Here is an 18,118-nt window from a genome sequence, read left to right as displayed (position 1 = left end):
GCTCCTTCTCGCGGTAGTGGACGATCTGTAGACCGGGCTCGGTCCGGAATCTCATCGCGAATACAGGTAGATACCTACGCTATGGCTCCGACACCTTGGGCGTGACGCTGGAACCATGACCGAGTCACCGCCCCTGGCACCGCGCAATCCGCTGTCCCTGCGTCGGCAGATCAAGGCGCTGCGGACTTTCAGTACCGGGTTCGAGGAGCTCCGGGACGCCGGTGGTCCGGTGACCCGGCTCAAACTGGCGCCGCGCTGGCTGATGCCCGAGTTGGTGGTGGCGACCTCGCCGCAGGGCGGCCGCGACATCCTGGGGCAGTCCGCCGAGGTGGTCGACAAGACCGATGTGCACCGCGAGATGCGCCATGTGCTGGGCGCCAACCTCTTCGACCTGATGCACGACGAATGGCTGCCGCGTCGGCGGGCCGTCCAGCCGGTGTTCACCAAGAAGCAGGTGGGCAGTTTCGGCGGCCATATGGCGCAGGCCGCGCAATCGGTGGTCGACGGCTGGGTCGAGGGGCAGCGGATCGATCTGGACGTGGAATGCCGCCGGCTCACCATGCGGGCACTGGGCCGCTCGGTGCTCGGGATCGACCTGGACGACCGCGCCGACGCCATCGACCGGCCGCTGCGCGTCGTGCTGACCTATATCGCCGACCGGGCCTCCACCCCGATCCGCAGCCCGCGCTGGCTGCCCACCCCGGCCCGCGGTCGAGCCCGGGCGGCCGGCGTCATCCTGCACGAGCTGGCCGACGATGTGCTGCAGGCCTGCCGGCGGGACCCTACGCTCGACGCGCCGCTGGTGCGGGCGCTGCTGGCGGCCACCGATCCGGATACCGGAAAGCCGTTGACCGATAACGAGATCCGGGACGAACTGCTGGTCTTCATCGCGGCCGGACATGACACCACCGCCACCACACTGACGTATGCGCTGTGGCAGCTGGGGCGCAATCCGCGGATCCAGGAGCGGGTACGCGACGAGGTGGCCGACCTGGGAGATCGGGAACCGACCCCCGACGACGTCGGCCGGCTGGGCTATACCGTGCAGGTGCTCCGCGAGGCGCTGCGGCTGTGTCCGCCGGCCGCCGGGACCTCGCGCACCGCATTGCAGGACATGATCGTCGACGGCCACCGGGTCGAGGCCGGCACCACGCTGCTGTTCGGAATCTATGCGGTACAGCGTGATCCGGACCTGTGGGACCGTCCGCTCATCTTCGACCCGGACAGGTTCGGTCCGGAAGTTGCCAAGACCATCAACCGCTGGCAGTACCTGCCGTTCGGGGCGGGCTCGCGCTCGTGCATCGGTGACCACTTCGCCATGCTGGAGGCCACCCTGGCGCTCGCCACCATTGTTCGCGGTACCGAGGTCCGTTCGGAAAGTCCACAATTCCCGACGGCAACACCGTTCACCATGGTGGCCGCCGCACCGATCTGGGCGCAGGTGACCTGGCGCCGTCAGACCACCGAGTACCCGGCCGGCAGCGCCGCCCGCCCGGTGAGCGTCAGTAGTAGCTGCTCACCCTGACCCGACCGTGCCGCGACCCGGGAAGCCAGCACGGTGGCCGCCTCCAGCGCATCGGCAGGCGGGGTGTACGCCACCCCGGTGGCGCGGGCAATGTCCAGTCCGTGCACCACCAGCTCGAAGATCCGGGTCTGCAGATACTCCGACAACCGGATACCGATCCCACCGATGACCGTCAGCGCCGGGTCGCCGGCCTGCTCGACGGCCGAGCGCGCGGTGCGGACCAGTGCGCCGACGGCGGTCGCCGGGTCGGAACCCAGATCGCGGCCGGCCTGTCTGCCACGTTCGACGATGGCCTCGGCACCGGCGGTGGCGCTGAACTCGCGGATGGCCACGTAATAGTCGGCGGCGTCCACCGCGTCACCGCCGGGTGCGGGCTGTTTCAGATAGTCGATGACGGTGACCAATGACCGTGAGGTGTGCCCGACCAGCGCGCGCAGATCCCAGTCACCCAGCCCGGGCCCGGCCCAGTCCGCGTCCCGCAGCGATACCACGAGATCCTCGAAAGACCCCGCCGTCGAAGCGAACACCGAAGCGCTCACGGTCGGCTGATCCGATCCCAGCCGGCGACCGCATGCAGCGGGCGCGGGTCCGGCCCGATATAGAGCGCCGACGGCCGCACCAGCTTGCCGAGGCGCTTCTGCTCCAGGATGTGTGCGCACCAGCCCGCCGAGCGGCCGCAGGTGAACATGGCGGGCATCATCTTCGCCGGCACCTGCGCGAAGTCGAGCATGACCGCGGCCCAGAACTCCACGTTGGTCTCGATGGCGCGGTCGGGGCGTCGCTCCCGCAGCTCCGCCAGCGCGGCCTGCTCGAAGGCCGCCGCCACCTCGAACCGCGGCGCCTGCAGTCGCTGTGCGGTGGCCCGCAACACCCGGGCGCGCGGATCCTCGGCCCGGTACACCCGGTGCCCGAATCCCATCAGCTTGTCGCCGCGGTCCAGGATGGCGCGAACCACCGCCCGGGCGTCCCCGGTGCGTTCGGCTTCGTCGATCATCGGCAGCACCCGGGCCGGTGCCCCGCCGTGCAGCGGCCCGCTCATCGCGCCTACCGCGCCGGACAGCGCCGCGGCGACGTCGGCCCCGGTCGAGGCGATGACGCGGGCAGTGAACGTCGACGCGTTCATCCCGTGCTCGGCTGCAGTCACCCAGTAGGCATCGATGGCCTCGATATGGCGTGGGTCCGGGTCGCCCTGCCAGCGGGTCATGAAACGTGCAGTGACGGTAGGGCATTCGTCGATGGATCGCTGCGGTACCGCCGGCTGGTAGATGCCGCGGGCGGACTGGGCCACATAGGACAGGGCCATCGCAGACGCGCGCGCCAGTTGCTCCCGGGCCGTGTCATCGTCGATATCGAGCATCGGGCGGTAGCCCCAGATGGGTGCCAGCATGGCCAGCCCGGCCTGCACGTCGACGCGGACGTCGCCGGAGTGGATGGGCAGCGGGAACGGTTCGGCGGGCGGCAGGCCGCGTGTGAAATCGCCGTCGACCAGCAGCCCCCACACATCGCCGAAGGTGACCTGTCGGGTGACGAGGTCTTCGATGTCGACCCCGCGATACCGCAGCGAGCCACCGTCCTTGTCGGGCTCGGCGATCTCGGTGGTGAACGCGATGACTCCCTCGAGTCCGGGCACAAAATCCGCCGGAACCGCTGACCGCTCTGTCATAGGCAGATTCTCGCACCATCTGCGCGGGCGTACCGTTTTGCCGATGGAACCCGATGAGCTCGCCCGGATGCGCGCGGAATACGGATCGGTGGAGAAGGACGGCAGCGCGGACCTCGACGCCGACTGGCTGGCCGACGGTTGGCCTGCCTTGTTCGACCGGTGGCTGGCCGAGGCGTGGGCCGCCGGGCTGTCCGAACCCAACGCGATGGTGGTGGGCACGGTCGACGCCCAGCACCGGCCGGTCACCCGAACCGTGCTGTGCAAGACCGCCGGCCCGGAGGGCATCACGTTCTACACCAACTACGACTCGGCCAAGGGCGAGCAGTTGGCAATACAGCCGTATGCCTCAGCAACTTTTCCGTGGTATGCCCTGGGCCGTCAGATCCACATCCGCGGTCCGGTGTCCAAGGTCTCGGCCGCCGCTACCGCCGACTACTGGTCCAAACGTCCGCGCGGATCGCAGCTGGGCGCTTGGGCCTCGCAGCAATCCCGACCGATCGCCTCACGCGCTGTCCTGCTCGATCAGCTGGCCGATGTCACCGTGCGTTTCGCGGACTCCGAAACGGTTCCGGTACCACCGAACTGGGGCGGCTACCTGATTGCGCCCGAGGTGGTGGAGTTCTGGCAGGGCCGGGAGAACCGGGTGCATAACAGGATTCGGGTCACCGACTCCGGTGCCCGCGTCGAGCGCTTGCAGCCCTAGTCGGCATCGAAGCGATCCGGAACATCCCATGTACTCATAGGTGCTCGGGTTAATATGCCAGACGTGGCGGCGGCGAACAGAGAAACCGATCTCGGTTTGCGCGAGCGCAAGAAACAGCGGACCCGGGCGACGCTGATCGACGCCGCGCTCGAGCTGTGCCTGCGCCAGGGTTACGAGTTGACAACTGTCGACCAGATCGCCGCTGCGGCCGAGGTCTCACCGCGCACCTACAGCCGCTACTTCGCGACCAAGGAGGCGGTGTTCCTCACCCTGCTCGAGGAGCTGTCCGAGGAGATCGCGGCCGAACTGCGTCGGCTCCCGCGCATGGTCGGTCCGGTCGAAGCTTTGCGCGCCGCCCATGTGGCGGTGCTCACCCGGACCGCCGAAGGTGGGGCGGGCCGGCTGACCAGTGAGCGGATCGTGTTGATCCTGCGCATCATCAACGGCGCAGATGCGTTGCGGCAGGGCGCATTCGAATTCAAGGACGACAGCGTCATCGCGGTGCTGTCCGAACAGATGGGTGTGCCGAAGGATGATCGCCGGATGTTGCTCGGCGTTTCGCTGTTCTCCGCCATCATCATTGCCGCCTGCGGCGATCTGGTGGCGGACTCCGACGGCGTCAAGCTGGGTCCGTTGGTGATGGTCGAACGGCTCAACCAGGCCTGCGAACAGGTCGCCGGATTTGCCGGCGAGTTGTTCCGGACCGACCCGGCTCCGGTGGTACTGACCGAAGTCGAACCGATCGCAGGCGCCGCGGTCATCGCGAATGTCTGAGCAGCCCGAGGGGCTGCGGGAGCGCAAGAAGCTGCGGACCCGCGCGACCCTGATCTCCACCGCGGCCGAGCTGTGCCAGCGACAGGGGTACGACAACACCACCGTCGAGCAGATCGCGGCCGCCGCCGATGTCTCCCCGCGCACCTTCAGCCGCTACTTCCCGACCAAGGACGCGGTGGTCATCGCGATCGTCGAGGAGACGGCGGCCTATGTCGCGGCCGCGATGGATGTGCTGCCCCGCGACATCACTGAGTACGAGGCGATGCTGCGCGCCCATCTGATCGCGCTGCGGCCGGGTCCCGGCGGGGAGCAGACCGATATCTTCCGCCGGATGGCCGCGCTGATCCAGATCGTCAACTCCTCGGCGAGCTTCGGTGTGACCAACATTCCGTTCCGTGAGCAGCAGGATCGGTTCCCGACGGTGCTGGCCGTCGCCCGGCGGATGGGCTTGTCCACTGATCACGACGCGGTGTACCTGGTCCTGGAGACCTGGACTGTGGTGATGAACACAGCTTGCCGGGGTCTGGGCACTCCGGGATTCCCACCGATCGAGCCGGAGATCGTCTCCTCGCGCATCCAGGCGGCTTATGACCTGCTGGTCCGTACCTGGCGACCGTGGACATCGGCCGTCCCGGGGGAGGGTGCACCCGGCGTCGAACCCCCCGCAAGCGCGACGTAACGTAAGCGACTACCGTCCAGTAAAGACGCGCAGCCCACATCGCAGAAGGGGTTCCAGTGGCCGAAAACTCCAGCCCTGACGAGACAGCGACCCTGTCATATCCGGGTGGTCAGATCGACCTCAACATCGTCAAGGCCACGGAGGGTTCCGACGGCATTGCGCTGGGGCCGCTGCTCGCCAAGACGGGATACACCACGTTCGACGGCGGGTTCGTCAATACCTCGTCGACCAAGAGCGCGATCACCTATATCGACGGTGACGCCGGCATCCTGCGCTACCGGGGCTACCCGATCGAGCAGCTGGCCGAGAAGTCGACGTTCATCGAGGTCAGCTACCTGCTGATCTACGGTGAGCTGCCGACCACCGAGCAGCTGGAGAAGTTCACCAACCAGATCCAGCGGCACACCCTGCTGCACGAGGATCTCAAGCGCTTCTTCGACGGTTTCCCGCGTAACGCGCATCCGATGCCGGTGCTGAGCTCCGCGGTCAACGCGCTGAGCGCCTACTACCAGGACTCGCTGGACCCGCTGGACAACAAGCAGGTCGAGCTGTCCACCATCCGGCTGCTGGCCAAGCTGCCGACCATCGCCGCCTACGCGTACAAGAAGTCCGAGGGGCAGCCGTTCCTATACCCGGACAACTCGCTGACGCTGGTCGAGAACTTCCTGCGGATGACGTTCGGCTTCCCGGCCGAGCCGTATGAGGTAGATCCCGAAATCGTTCGCGCGTTGGACATGCTGCTGATCCTGCACGCCGATCACGAGCAGAACTGCTCGACCTCGACGGTGCGCCTGGTCGGCTCCTCGCAGGCCAACCTGTTCACCTCGATCTCCGGCGGTATCAACGCGCTGTGGGGCCCGCTGCACGGTGGCGCCAACCAGGCCGTGCTGGAGATGCTCACCAAGATCCACGACGGCGGCGACGATGTCCAGACCTTCGTCAAGAAGGTCAAGAACCGCGAGGACGGTGTGAAGCTGATGGGCTTCGGGCACCGCGTCTACAAGAATTACGACCCGCGCGCCCGCATCGTCAAGGAGCAGGCCGACAAGATCCTGGGCAAGCTCGGGGTCGACGATCCGCTGCTGGGCATCGCCAAGGAGCTCGAGGAGATCGCGCTCACCGACGAGTTCTTCGTCGAGCGCAAGCTCTACCCGAACGTCGACTACTACACCGGCGTGATCTACCGGGCGATGGGCTTCCCGACCCGCATGTTCACCGTGCTGTTCGCGCTCGGCCGGCTGCCCGGCTGGATCGCGCACTGGCGGGAGATGCATTCCGAGCCCGGCAAGATCGGCCGCCCGCGCCAGATCTACACCGGCTACACCGAGCGCGACTACACCGACCTCGGCGGCCGCTGACCCCACGCTGTGCCCAACCTCACCTCCGGGTGGGGCTTGCCCCAGCAACAGTTGTAGTTCCACAATAGTTGTGTGAATACAACTATCAGTACGCTCACGCCGCGGCGCAAGGCGATCGTTCTCGCGTCGTGCTGCCTGAGCCTGCTGATCGTGTCGATGGACGCCACCATCGTCAACGTCGCGATCCCGTCGATCCGCGAGGACCTCGGCGCGTCCGCCTCCCAGCTGCAATGGGTTGTCGATGTCTACACCCTGGTGCTTGCCTCGCTGCTGATGCTGTCCGGCGCGATGGGGGACCGGTTCGGCCGGCGCCGGGTCTTCCAGATCGGCCTGACGGTGTTCGCCCTCGGATCGCTGCTGTGCAGCCTGGCCCCCGGTATCGACGCCCTGATCGGTGCCCGCTTCCTGCAGGGGGTGGGTGGTTCGATGCTCAATCCGGTGGCGCTGTCCATCATCTCGCAGGTCTTTACCGAGCGCGTCGAACGTGCCCGTGCCCTGGGCATCTGGGGTGCGGTGGTCGGTATCTCGATGGCGCTGGGTCCGACGGTCGGTGGCCTGTTGATCCACTCGATCAGTTGGCGGGCGGTGTTCTGGATCAATCTGCCGATCTGTCTGGCCGCCATCATCCTCACCGCGGTGTTCGTGCCCGAGACGCGGTCGGCCACCATGCGCAATGTCGATCCGGTCGGTCAGCTGTTGGCGGTGCTGTTCCTGTTCGGGGCGGTGTTCACCCTGATCGAGGGCCCCGCACTGGGCTGGGACGAACCGCGGGTCATCGCCGTCGGGATCGCCGCCGTGGTGGCCTTCGTCGCGTTCCTGCGCTACGAATCGCGCCGCACCGACCCGTTCATCGACCTGCGCTTCTTCCGTAGTGTGCCGTTCGCCTCGTCCACCGTGATCGCCATCTGCGCATTCGCCTCGTGGGGTGCGCTGCTGTTCATGATGTCGGTGTATCTACAAGGTGCACGCGGCTTTTCGGCCATGCAGACTGGGCTGATCTATCTGCCGATCGCGGTCGGGGCGCTGGTGTTCTCACCGCTGTCCGGGCGGCTGGTGGGTCGCTACGGAGCCCGTCCCTCACTACTCAGCGCCGGCATCATGATCACGATCGCCTCGACGATGCTCGCGCTGCTGCCGGAGAACGCGCCGGTGTGGGCGCTGCTGTTGGTGTTCGGGCTGTTCGGTATCGGATTCTCGATGGTCAACGCCCCCATCACCAACGCCGCGGTCAGTGGGATGCCGCTGGACCGGGCTGGTGCCGCCTCGGCGGTGACCAGCACCAGTCGCCAGATCGGCGTGAGTATCGGTGTGGCGCTGTGTGGTTCGGTGGCCGGTGCGGCGCTGGCAGACACTGCGGACTTCGCCGCGTCGGCCCGGCCGCTGTGGCTGACCTGCGCGGTGCTCGGTGTGGTGATCGTGGTGCTCGGGGTGCGTTCGACAACGCCGCAGGCGATGGAATCCGCGCGTCGACTCGCCCCGTTGATCGAAGCGCCGAGGGAGCGTGCCGATGTCTGAGCACCCGGCCACGGGGTCTGATGGTCGGCCCGCCGACGAGGTCTGGCGGCTGATGGCGTCACTGGTCATCAACAATCACGACAGCTGGAAGCGCGCCGTGGTGGAGCGTACGGGTCTGCCGTTCAGTCGCATTCGTATCCTCAGTCGGCTGGACCGGCAACCGCTGTCGGTCAAACAGATCGCCGAGGCCGCCACCATCGATGCGCCCGCGGCCACGGTCGCGGTCAACGATCTGGCCGAACGCGGGCTGGTGGTGCGCGAGACCGACCCGGCCAACCGGCGCTGCAAGATCGTCACGCTCACCGAAGCCGGACGTGAACTGCTGGCCGTCATCGACGCCGTCGCCGATCCCGCGCCCTTCCCGCTGCGCAACCTCGACGATGCGGATCTGGCTGCGCTGCAGGCGATCCTGCTGAAGATGCGCGCGGGTTAGCTTTCCAGTACCGCCATCGCCGCATTGTGGCCGCCGATGCCGGACACCGCGCCACCGCGACGACTTCCCGACCCGCAAAGCAGGATCGCCTCGTGATCGGTGGCCACCCCCCAGCGCCGCGCCGGAGTGTCCAGTTCCTCGTCGTCCCCGGCGAACGGCCAGCCCAGCGCGCCGTGGAAGATGTTGCCGGCCGTCATGCCCAACGCGTCCTCCAGGTCGGTGGTCGTCTTGGCCTCCACACATGGCCGGCCGTGCCGGTCCGACATCACCACATCCTGAATCGGTTCGGCCAGCACGGAGTTCAGCGAATGCAGGGCTGCGGCGGCCAGTCGCAGCCGGGCGGTGTCCGGATCCAGGCCGGCGAGTAGACGGTGCGGGGTGTGAAGCCCGAAGACCGTCAGGGTGTGGGCGCCGGCCTGTCGTAACGGTTCGGACAGGATGCTCGGGTCGGTCAGTGAATGGCAGTAGATCTCGCACGGCAGCGGCTCCGGGATGGTCCCGGAAACCGCTGCGGCATAGGCGGTGTCGAGCTGCTGGAGGGTCTCGTTGATGTGGAAGGTGCCACCGAACGCCTGCTCGGGGGTGATCGAGTTGTCCCGCAGTCGCGGTAAACGCTTCAGCATCAGGTTGACCTTGATCTGGGCGCCGGGTGCGACGGCGGGTTCCGGTTCACCCAGCAGGCGGGCCAGGACTGCCGGTGTGACGCCGGCCAGCACGTGGCGGCCGCGCACGGTGTGTTCGGCATCGGCGGTGCGGTAGCGCACCTCACCGTCCGGGTTGATCGCATAGACCTCGGCACCGGTCACGATCTCGGCGCCGTACCCGCATGCGGCCGCGCTCAAAGCGCCCGTCACCGCGCCCATTCCGCCGACCGGCACATCCCAGTCGCCGGTGCCGCCGCCCAGCAGGTGATACAGGAAGCAGATGTTCTGCATCAGCGACGGATCATCGGTGGCGGCGAAGGTGCCGATCAGCGCGTCGGTGGCCATGACGCCGCGAACCAGGTCGTTGTGCACCGCTGCGCCGATGGACCGTCCGATGGGTTGTTCGACGAGGGCATGCCAGGCCGCGCCGGCGGTGGGATCACCGGAGGCCAGCACCCGGTCCCGGGCCGCCGAGCGGGTCATCAGCGGTGACAGCAGGGTCGGCCACAGCGCCCCGGTGACCAGCCTTGCGCGCCGGTAGAACTCGGCGAAACCGGCCTCGTCGGCGGCCGCCCCGACGGCGCCGAATGTGTTCTGCGGCCCGATCAGCAGGCCGGTGGCACCCCCGGTGGCTGGGTCGGGGGTGTAGGACGAATAGCGGCGTCGGGCCAGCCGGAACCGGGCCCCCAGATCGTCGATGACGTGCCGTGGCAGCAGGCTGACCAGATAGGAGTATCGCGACAACCGGGCGTCGACCCCGTCGAAACAGTGTGCCGATACCGCCGCGCCGCCGACGTGGTCGAGTCGTTCCAACAGGCGGACCCGTCGACCCGCCCGGGCCAGATATCCGGCCGCGACCAAGCCGTTGTGCCCACCGCCGACGATGACGATGTCCAGATCCGTGTCCGTCTTCATGTCCGGAGCCACAAATGCAGTCTGCCCGACTACGGTGAGAAACCGTGGCAACGAAACCTGAGATTGAATTTCCGGACGGCCCGGCACCGACCGAGCTGGCCATCGAGGACATCACCGTCGGTGACGGTGCCGAGGCGGTGCCGGGCGGCGTCGTCGAGGTGCACTACGTCGGCGTCGAATACGACACCGGTGAGGAGTTCGACAGCTCGTGGAATCGCGGTGAGTCCATCGAGTTCCCGCTGCGCGGCCTGATCCAGGGCTGGCAGGACGGTATCCCGGGCATGAAGGTAGGCGGCCGGCGCAAGCTCACCATCCCGCCCGAGCAGGCCTACGGCCCGGCCGGTGGCGGACACCGGCTGTCCGGCAAGACACTCATCTTCGTCATCGATCTGCTCGGCGCCCGCTGAGCACCTCGACGTCGGCTCCGGCGGCGCGCCTGTACCGGCGCCCGCCTGGTGCCGGCTGGCTGGCGGCGCTGCTCGCGGTGCCGCTGCTGATCGCCCTGGTCGGTTGGTTCGGTGGAGCGTCGGACGATGCCGAGCAGGCTCTGCCGCCGATCAGCAGCTCCGTCACGACAAGCGGCGCGGATACCGTACCCGACGCGAACTTGGCGCCGTTCTCGTTGCGACGCAAGGGTAATGACGTCATCCTGTCCGGTCAGTTGCCCGATCCGGCCTCGGTGGCGTTTGCTCTGGACCGGACCCGGACGCTACTGCCCGGGACGACGGTGCTCGCCCAGCTGACCCCGATCGCCGGGGTCACCGCGGCCGATCTGACCGGCTTGGACGGTGTGCTGGAGGCGGGGGAGGCGTTGTCCGACTTCGGGTTCAGCATCGAGGGTGACACCGTGACGCTGTTCGGCACCGCAACCTCGGAGGAGGCGAGCATCCGGTTGGAGCAGGCGGTGCGTTCGGCGTGGCCGGATCTGAACGTGTTGAACGATATTGCCGTGCTGTCGGCGAATCCGGCGGCGCCGTCGGCGCTGACCGGTGAATGCGCGACGCTGCAGCGGGATGTCACCGAACTGCTACGGGTACCGATCGAGTTCGACACCGGTGGTGCGACGGTCGCGGTCGGGGCGGGTCCGTTGGTCGCGGAGATCGCCGGCGAGCTGAACGCCTGCCCGCAGGCGCGGGTGCAAATCACCGGTGCCAGTGTCACCGGTGCGAATGCGGTTGCCGACGCCCTGATCTCCAACGGTGTCGCGGCCGATCGGGTGACCGCCCAGGGCGGCGGGGTCGCCATCATCGAGATCACCGTGAGCTGAGGTGTACGTGGATTTCATCATGCAGTGGTTCGGCTACCTGCTCGCCTTCGTCCTCGGGTCGGCGGTGGCGTGGGGTGCGACGGTCCTGCTGATCCCGGCGCGGTCGGGTGAGAAGACGGAGCGACAGTGAACATCTGGTTGCTGCTCCTGGCGTTCCTGCTGGGCATCGTGTGCACGGTCGTCCTCACCGTGCGCCGAGCCCCCTAGTGCGGGCCGGGCAGCCGTAACAACAGCCGGGTGCCGCCCAGTGGGCTCTCCTCCAAAGAGGCGGTGCCACCGTGCAGTTCGGCCTGCTGCGCCACCAGGGCCAGGCCCAGGCCGGAACCCGAGGTGCCCGCTGTCGAGCCGCGGGAGAACCGCTCGAACACCTTGGTGCGCTCCTCCTCCGGGATGCCGCAGCCGTCATCGTCGACCGCGATCTCGACACCCTCTCGCGAGCTGACCGCCGACAACTGGACCCGGCTGGCGTCCCCGTGTTTGACGGCGTTGGCGATCGCATTGTCGACCGCGAGTCGCAGGCCGGCGGCCAAGCCGAGGATCAGCACCGACGGTGCCGGCACCAGCGAGACATCCAGCTCCGGGTAGACCCGCATGGCGTCATGGGCGGCCCGGTCCAACAGATCGGTGAGGTCGACGGGCGCATGGTCATCGGAGGTCGACAGCTGCCCCTGGGCCAGGCGCTCCAGCGCCGAGAGGGTGGCCTCGATCCGGGACTGCGTGCGGATGACATCGCCGAGGACCTCGGTGCGCTGCTCCTCGGGCATGTCCAGGGTGGCCAGCACCTCCAGATTGGTCCGCATCGCGGTCAGCGGGGTGCGCAGCTCATGGGAGGCCACCGCAGCGAAATCGCGGGCCGATTCCAGCGCCGCCTTGGTGCGTTGCTGCTCGTCGCCGATGCGGGCCAGCATGCCCTCGACGGCCTCGCCGATCTCGCTGGCCTCCCAGACACCACGCACGTTCACCTCGTCCGGGTTGGACTGGGCGTTGATGGCGCGGGCCTGCTGGGCCAGCCGGCGGAACGGGGTGATCATCACCGCGGAGATGATCCAGCCGACAACCAGGGTGCCGCCGATGACACCGCCGCAGATCAGCAGCACCCGGCGATGTTGATTGTCGATCTGGCGTTCGGTATCGGTGAGTGTGGAACCCAGCGCGATCGAGGCCTGCCCGGCGGTGAAGGTGCGGACCCGGTACTCGACACCGTTGATGGTGGTGGTCTCGAAACCGACCGGGAACTCGGGCAGCACGACATCGGCCGGGACCGACACCGTGGTGCCACCGAAACGTGCGGTGCGCACCAGATCCGGATCGAGCACCGGTGCATCCTCGTCGTTGCGCATGGCGTCGGAGAGCAGGGTGCTGACATCGCCGAGGCCGCTGATCGAGTCGAGCCGGCGGTCCAGCTGGCTGTACTGCTCGTTGGTGATGCCGATCCACACCCAGGTGCCGATGACGACCACCACGGCGACCACCCCGAGCGCGGCCACGACGACGATGGTGCGCAGCGACAGGATGCGCTTGGGCAGGCCCAGCGCCCGGTACAGCCGATCGTTGAGATCCACGTGCGGCTACTGGGTCCGCAGCACGAAGCCCACGCCACGCACGGTGTGCAGCAGTCGGGGCGCGCCACCGGCCTCCAGCTTGCGGCGCAGATAGCCGATGAACACGTCGACGACGTTGGTATCGGCGGCGAAGTCATAACCCCACACCAGCTCCAGCAGCTGGGCCCGGGACAGCACCGCCGTCTTGTGCTCGGCGAGCACCGCGAGCAGATCGAACTCGCGCTTGGTCAGATCCACGTCGGTGCCGTTGACGCGGGCACGCCGGCCGGGGATGTCGACCTCCAGCGGGCCGACCTGGATGGTCTCCGAGGAGAACGTGGCCGTCGACCCGCGGCGGCGCAGCAGCGCCTTGACCCGGGCTACCAGCTCCTGCAGCACGAAAGGCTTGACCAGGTAGTCGTCGGCGCCGGCCTCCAGACCGGCGACCCGGTCGTCGACGCTGGTGCGAGCCGACAGCACGCAGACCGGGACATCGTTGTCCATCGCGCGGAGCGCGGTCACGACGCTCACTCCGTCGAGCACCGGCATGTTGATGTCCAGGACGATCGCGTCCGGGCGGGTCTCGGTAGCGCTGCGCAGGGCCTCGGCCCCGTCGACGGCGGTGGACACCTCGAACCCAGACAGTCGCAGCCCGCGTTCCAGCGATGCGAGTACGTCGGGGTCGTCGTCGACGACGAGGACCCGAGGCGAGGTCGAGGCACCACTTTCCATGCCGCCAATACTGCCTGATCGTGGTCCACGGCTGGGGGAGGCCGGGCAGTCGGCGCTGCGGAGTCATCCGAGCGTGCTGGATACATACGGGGAATTCGACTCCGGCCCTGGTGGCAAGGGCCAAGGCGCTGGTCGCCAACCCGGTCTTCGGCATCGTGATGATGACTTTCGCATCGCTGTCGAGCGCGCATCACGGTCTGTTCGGCACCCTGAACAACGTCGTCATCGGCATCTACGTCGTGGAGCTGCTGATCCGGATCACCGCGTGTGGCTGGAATCTTCGGGTGTTCGTGCGCGACGGCTGGAACATCTTCGATTTCCTGGTGGTGGTCACCTCGCCGGCGATGGGCACACTGCTGCTGATCTACATCTACGGGAACACCGGGGTCGCGATGCTGACGATGTTCCTGATGCTGACGCTGGAGAATCTGCCGGACAACACCGCGATGGGCATGGAGATCTCGCCGTGGACGATGGTGTTCTTCGTCTCCTACGCCGTGCTGGCCAGCTTCCTGATCTTCAACCCGTCCATCGGCATCGTGCTCAACTCCATGGAGGATGCCCGGTCCATCGCAACGACCGGTGACCGGCCGGGAATCGAGTTGACCTGAATCATTGTTGAGGTTTTACGGTGGCGTGGCGCCGGTTAAACCAGTTGTCGGTGCCATGCGTTAGAACCGAAGATGGGTTGGGGGAGGAGGTGGTTGCGCATGCAGGGATTCAGATCGGAACCGGCGATCGCCCCACCTCCGCGTCGGATCAGGTCGTCATCTGACATTCTGCGGCTGCTGCCGTATCTCAAGCCGTACCGGATGCGCTGGATCGCGATGGTCGTGGCGGCGTTCGCGAGCCTGGGCGCCACGGTGTCGATCCCGCTGCTCACCAAGGCTGTCATCGACGGCCCCATCACCGACCGCAACGTCTCGGGTCTGTGGACGCTGGGGTTGGCGGCCATGTCGCTGCTGGTCGCCGAGGCCGTGTTGTGGTTCATCCGGCGCTGGCTGGTGGCGCGCGCCACCATGGGCGTCGAGGCCGATATCCGTAAGGACCTCTACGCCCGGCTGCAGATCCTGCCGATGTCCTTCCACGGAAACTGGCAGTCCGGTCAGCTGCTCAGCCGTGTCATGAACGACTTGAGTGCCATCCGGCAGTTCCTGTCCTTCGGGCTGCTGTTCCTGATGCTCAACGTCGTGCAGATCATCGTGGTGACTGCGCTGCTGCTGTCGATGTACTGGCCGCTGGGTGTCGTCGTGGTCGTGTCGATCATCCCGATCACCGCGACGGTGCTGCACTTCCAGCGGCAGTTCACCCGGCTGTCGCGGCAGTCCCAGGACCAGGCGGGCAATGTCGCCACCCATGTCGAGGAATCCGCGCTCGGTATGCGCGTCATCAAGGCCTTCGGGCGTGAGGACTACTCCTACGCGAAGTTCGACGAGCGGGTCACCGGGCTGTATGACACCGAGATCCGCAAGGTCGGGGTGTCGGCGAAGTTCTGGACGCTGCTGGAGGTCATCCCCAACGTCACGTTGATCATCGTGCTGGGTGTCGGCGCCTACGCCGCGGGCAACGACCTGGTCACCATGGGCACCCTGGTCGCATTCATCACGATGATGCTGTCGCTGGTGTGGCCGATCGCCTCGCTGGGCTTTTTGTTGTCGATGACCCAGGAGTCGATGACGGCGGCCAACCGGGTCGCCGAGATCTTCGACGCCGACCGCCCGATCATCGACGGGCCGGTTGCCGAACCGCCCCATGGCGGGCGGCTGGAACTCGTCGACGTCGGGTTCCGATTCCCGGACAGCGGCGGATTGGCGCCGTCCGGCGAGCCGAACAATTGGGCTTTGCGCCATGTGAACCTGACGGTCGAACCGGGTGAGACGGTCGCGCTGGTCGGTGCGACGGGTTCGGGCAAGTCGGTGCTGGCCGCGCTGCTTTCCCGCCTGCACGATGTCACCGAGGGCGCGATCCTGCTCGACGGCACCGATATCCGCGAGCTGTCGCTGCCCGCGCTGCGCCAGGCCGTGGCGACCGCCTTCGAGGATCCGACGCTGTTCTCCATGTCTGTGGCCGAGAACCTGCGGCTCGGTGCGCCCGATGCGTCCAGCGAGCGGCTGTCCGAGGCCATCGGTGTCGCGGCGGCGGATTTTGTCTACGACCTGCCGTTCGGCCTGGACACCCGGATCGGCGAGCAGGGGATGAGCCTGTCCGGTGGTCAGCGGCAACGACTTTCGCTGGCCCGCGCCATCATCGCCGCGCCGCGCATCCTGGTGCTCGACGACACCCTCTCGGCGCTGGACGTGCATACCGAAGCCGAGGTCACCGAGGCGTTGGGCCGGGTACTGCGCGATGTCACCGGTGTCGTGGTGGCCCACCGTGCCTCCACGGTGCTGCTCGCCGACCGGGTCGCGCTGCTGGAGAACGGGACCATAACCCACGTGGGCACCCACACCGACATGCTCGCCGAGGTGCCGGAGTATCGGTACCTGCTGGCCGCCGACGAGGACTTCGTGGGGGCCGAACAATGAGTAAACCTGAGGGCAACACCGACTGGCGGGGTCAGGCGGTCGCCGCCGATGACGAGAACCTGCCCATCGACGAGTCGATCTCGCGCCGGCGCGAGGCGCGGTCACTGCTCGGCTCGCTGCTGCGCCCGTACAAGCGCGCCATCGCGGTGCTCGCGGTCATCGTGGTCATCGAGAATGCCGCCCGACTGTCGGTGCCGCTGCTGGTGCAACGCGGTATCGACCACGGCATCCCGCCCATCGTCGACGGTGCCGGTGCCGGGGCGCTGATCACCGTCCTGACCGCGCTGTGCGCGGTGGTGGCGCTGCAGGCGACCAGCCGGATGTACTTCCTGCGCCGGGCCGGCCGGATCGGCCAGCAGGTGCTGATGGAGTTGCGCCGCAGGCTGTTCCGGCATTTCCAGCGCCTCGATGTCGCCTTCCACGACCGTTACACCTCGGGTCGGGTGGTGGCCCGGTCCACCAACGATGTCGACGCCATCCAGGACATGCTGGCCACCGGGTTCGACGGGCTGATCACCGCCGTGCTGACGATGTTCGGCACCGCCGTGCTGCTGGTGGTGCTCGACTGGCGCCTCGGGCTGACGGTGCTGTGTGTGTTCCCGGTGCTGGTCGCGCTGGTCTGGTGGTTCCGTACCGAATCGTCGAAGACGTATCTGAAGGTGCGCGAGGCGGCGGCACTGGTCATCGTGCAGTTCGTCGAGACCATGACCGGGATCAAGGCCGTGCAGGCCTACCGGCGCGAACCGCGTAACCAGGAGATCTTCGAGGACGTCGCCGACCGCTACAAGAACATCAACGAGCGGGCCTTCAAACTGCTGGCGATCTTCATGCCGGCGGTGCGCCTGGTCGGCAATATCGCCACCGGAGTGGTGCTGCTATACGGCGGTTACCTGGTGCTCCAGGACCAGATGACGCTCGGCACGCTGACCGCGTTCCTGCTGTACCTGCGCATCTTCTTCGAACCGATGCAGGAGATCTCGCAGTTCTTCAACACCTTCCAGTCCGCATCGGCCGCGCTGGAGAAGATCGCCGGTGTGCTTGCCGAGGAGCCGGGGATCAAGGACCCCGAACAGCCCACACCGTTGGGAACGGTGCACGGCGCCATCGGTTTTCACGACGTCCGGTTCTCCTATGTGCCGGACCGGCCGGTGCTGCCCGGGCTGACCCTGGACATTCCGGCCGGCCAGACGGTGGCGCTGGTCGGCACCACCGGTGCCGGTAAGACGACCATCGCCAAGCTGGTGGCCCGGTTCTACGACCCGGTCGCCGGGACGGTGACGCTGGACGGTACCGATCTGCGCGAGGTGGCTCAGACCGAGCTGCGCCACTACGTGGTGATGGTGACGCAGGAGAACGTGATGTTCGAGGGCACCGTCGCTGACAACATCCGCTTCGGTAAGCCCTCGGCGTCGGATGCCGAGGTGCACGCGGCCGCGGCGGCGGTGGGCGCTGACCGGTTCATCGCCGCGCTGCCCGACGGGTTCGACACCGATGTGGCCAAACGCGGTGGACGGCTGTCGGCCGGGCAGCGCCAGTTGATCGCGTTCGCCCGGGCGTTCCTGGCCGACCCGGCGGTGCTGATCCTGGACGAGGCCACCTCGTCGCTGGACATCCCGAGCGAGCGGCTGGTGCAGCGGGCGATGACCACGGTGCTGGCCGAGCGCACCGCGATCGTCATCGCGCACCGGCTCTCGACGGTGTTGAGCGCGGACCGGGTGCTGGTGCTCGAACACGGCGAGGTCATCGAGGACGGCGCCCCGGATGCGTTGATCGACGCGGGCGGGCGGTTCGCCGGGCTGCATCAGGCGTGGGTGGACTCGCTGGCTTGACCTTCGAGTGGACTC

General features: G+C 67.5%; 18 protein-coding genes. 13 read left to right on the top strand and 5 right to left on the bottom strand.

What is annotated here, in order from left to right:
* The first annotated feature begins 115 nt into the window (after positions 1-115).
* Positions 116-1,525, top strand: coding sequence for a cytochrome P450 (locus ACLBYA_RS18190; protein WP_447710824.1), 1,410 nt, complete (start codon positions 116-118; stop codon positions 1,523-1,525).
* Here the strand turns inward: ACLBYA_RS18190 and ACLBYA_RS18185 are convergent.
* Together ACLBYA_RS18185 and ACLBYA_RS18180 are read right to left on the bottom strand one after the other, a co-directional pair.
* Positions 1,456-2,064, bottom strand: coding sequence for a maleylpyruvate isomerase N-terminal domain-containing protein (locus ACLBYA_RS18185; RefSeq protein WP_447710823.1), 609 nt, complete (start codon positions 2,062-2,064; stop codon positions 1,456-1,458). The genes ACLBYA_RS18190 and ACLBYA_RS18185 overlap by 70 nt on opposite strands.
* On the bottom strand, positions 2,061-3,188 hold the full coding sequence (locus tag ACLBYA_RS18180; protein WP_447710822.1) for a citrate synthase 2: 1,128 nt from the start codon (positions 3,186-3,188) through the stop codon (positions 2,061-2,063). Before ACLBYA_RS18180 ends, ACLBYA_RS18185 begins: the two co-directional genes overlap by 4 nt.
* Positions 3,189-3,231: 43 nt before the next feature.
* Here ACLBYA_RS18180 and pdxH point away from each other — a divergent pair, with 43 nt between their 5' ends.
* The 6 genes from pdxH (at position 3,232) to ACLBYA_RS18150 (ending at position 8,650) form a co-directional block, all read left to right on the top strand.
* Entirely contained in the window at positions 3,232-3,891 is a 660-nt protein-coding gene (gene pdxH / locus ACLBYA_RS18175) for a pyridoxamine 5'-phosphate oxidase (protein WP_447710821.1), read from the top strand.
* Positions 3,892-3,954: 63 nt separating this feature from the next.
* Complete coding sequence (locus ACLBYA_RS18170; RefSeq protein WP_447710820.1) at positions 3,955-4,665, top strand: TetR/AcrR family transcriptional regulator; 711 nt, start codon at positions 3,955-3,957, stop codon at positions 4,663-4,665.
* Positions 4,658-5,344 carry a TetR/AcrR family transcriptional regulator gene (locus tag ACLBYA_RS18165; protein ID WP_447710819.1) on the top strand — a complete coding sequence of 229 codons (687 nt, stop codon included), beginning with the start codon at positions 4,658-4,660 and terminating at the stop codon, positions 5,342-5,344. The genes ACLBYA_RS18170 and ACLBYA_RS18165 overlap by 8 nt, the downstream gene beginning before the upstream one ends.
* Before the next feature lie 56 nt (positions 5,345-5,400).
* On the top strand, positions 5,401-6,702 hold the full coding sequence (locus ACLBYA_RS18160) for a citrate synthase (RefSeq protein WP_447710818.1): 1,302 nt from the start codon (positions 5,401-5,403) through the stop codon (positions 6,700-6,702).
* 72 nt (positions 6,703-6,774) lie between these two features.
* Positions 6,775-8,217: an MFS transporter gene (locus tag ACLBYA_RS18155; protein ID WP_447710817.1), complete on the top strand. Its 1,443-nt coding sequence runs from the start codon at positions 6,775-6,777 to the stop codon at positions 8,215-8,217.
* Positions 8,210-8,650: a MarR family winged helix-turn-helix transcriptional regulator gene (locus ACLBYA_RS18150; RefSeq protein WP_447710816.1), complete on the top strand. Its 441-nt coding sequence runs from the start codon at positions 8,210-8,212 to the stop codon at positions 8,648-8,650. The genes ACLBYA_RS18155 and ACLBYA_RS18150 overlap by 8 nt, the downstream gene beginning before the upstream one ends.
* Here ACLBYA_RS18150 and ACLBYA_RS18145 read toward each other — a convergent pair.
* Positions 8,647-10,209, bottom strand: a complete 1,563-nt coding sequence (locus ACLBYA_RS18145; protein WP_447710815.1) for a phytoene desaturase family protein — start codon at positions 10,207-10,209, stop codon at positions 8,647-8,649. The two genes, ACLBYA_RS18150 and ACLBYA_RS18145, sit on opposite strands and share 4 nt — an antisense overlap.
* A 44-nt stretch (positions 10,210-10,253) precedes the next feature.
* Here ACLBYA_RS18145 and ACLBYA_RS18140 point away from each other — a divergent pair, with 44 nt between their 5' ends.
* From ACLBYA_RS18140 to arfB, 3 genes are all read left to right on the top strand, one after another.
* A complete protein-coding gene (locus ACLBYA_RS18140; protein WP_447710814.1) occupies positions 10,254-10,616 on the top strand; it encodes an FKBP-type peptidyl-prolyl cis-trans isomerase in 363 nt (120 codons plus the stop codon).
* Positions 10,617-10,693: 77 nt separating this feature from the next.
* Entirely contained in the window at positions 10,694-11,476 is a 783-nt protein-coding gene (gene arfA, locus ACLBYA_RS18135) for a channel-forming protein ArfA/OmpATb (protein WP_447710813.1), read from the top strand.
* Positions 11,477-11,483: 7 nt separating this feature from the next.
* Positions 11,484-11,606: a channel accessory protein ArfB gene (arfB, locus tag ACLBYA_RS18130; RefSeq protein ID WP_447710812.1), complete on the top strand. Its 123-nt coding sequence runs from the start codon at positions 11,484-11,486 to the stop codon at positions 11,604-11,606.
* A gap of 73 nt (positions 11,607-11,679) precedes the next feature.
* On the opposite strand, the gene ACLBYA_RS18125 is transcribed toward arfB, so the two are convergent.
* Complete coding sequence (locus tag ACLBYA_RS18125) at positions 11,680-13,038, bottom strand: sensor histidine kinase (RefSeq protein WP_447710811.1); 1,359 nt, start codon at positions 13,036-13,038, stop codon at positions 11,680-11,682.
* 6 nt (positions 13,039-13,044) lie between these two features.
* Complete coding sequence (gene prrA / locus ACLBYA_RS18120) at positions 13,045-13,758, bottom strand: two-component system response regulator PrrA (RefSeq protein WP_447710896.1); 714 nt, start codon at positions 13,756-13,758, stop codon at positions 13,045-13,047.
* A 101-nt stretch (positions 13,759-13,859) separates the two neighbouring features.
* Between prrA and ACLBYA_RS18115 the strand changes: the two genes are divergently transcribed.
* The 3 genes from ACLBYA_RS18115 (at position 13,860) to ACLBYA_RS18105 (ending at position 18,103) form a co-directional block, all read left to right on the top strand.
* The gene (locus tag ACLBYA_RS18115; RefSeq protein WP_447710810.1) at positions 13,860-14,360 is read left to right on the top strand and encodes an ion transporter; all 501 of its coding nucleotides are present in this window, start codon (positions 13,860-13,862) and stop codon (positions 14,358-14,360) included.
* A 99-nt stretch (positions 14,361-14,459) separates the two neighbouring features.
* Positions 14,460-16,274, top strand: coding sequence for an ABC transporter ATP-binding protein (locus tag ACLBYA_RS18110; protein ID WP_447710809.1), 1,815 nt, complete (start codon positions 14,460-14,462; stop codon positions 16,272-16,274).
* The gene (locus ACLBYA_RS18105) at positions 16,271-18,103 is read left to right on the top strand and encodes an ABC transporter ATP-binding protein (protein WP_447710808.1); all 1,833 of its coding nucleotides are present in this window, start codon (positions 16,271-16,273) and stop codon (positions 18,101-18,103) included. Before ACLBYA_RS18110 ends, ACLBYA_RS18105 begins: the two co-directional genes overlap by 4 nt.
* The last annotated feature ends 15 nt before the right edge of the window (positions 18,104-18,118 follow it).

Source organism: Mycobacterium sp. C31M (assembly GCF_053345865.1).
This window is presented reverse-complemented; position numbering and strand designations above follow the sequence as displayed.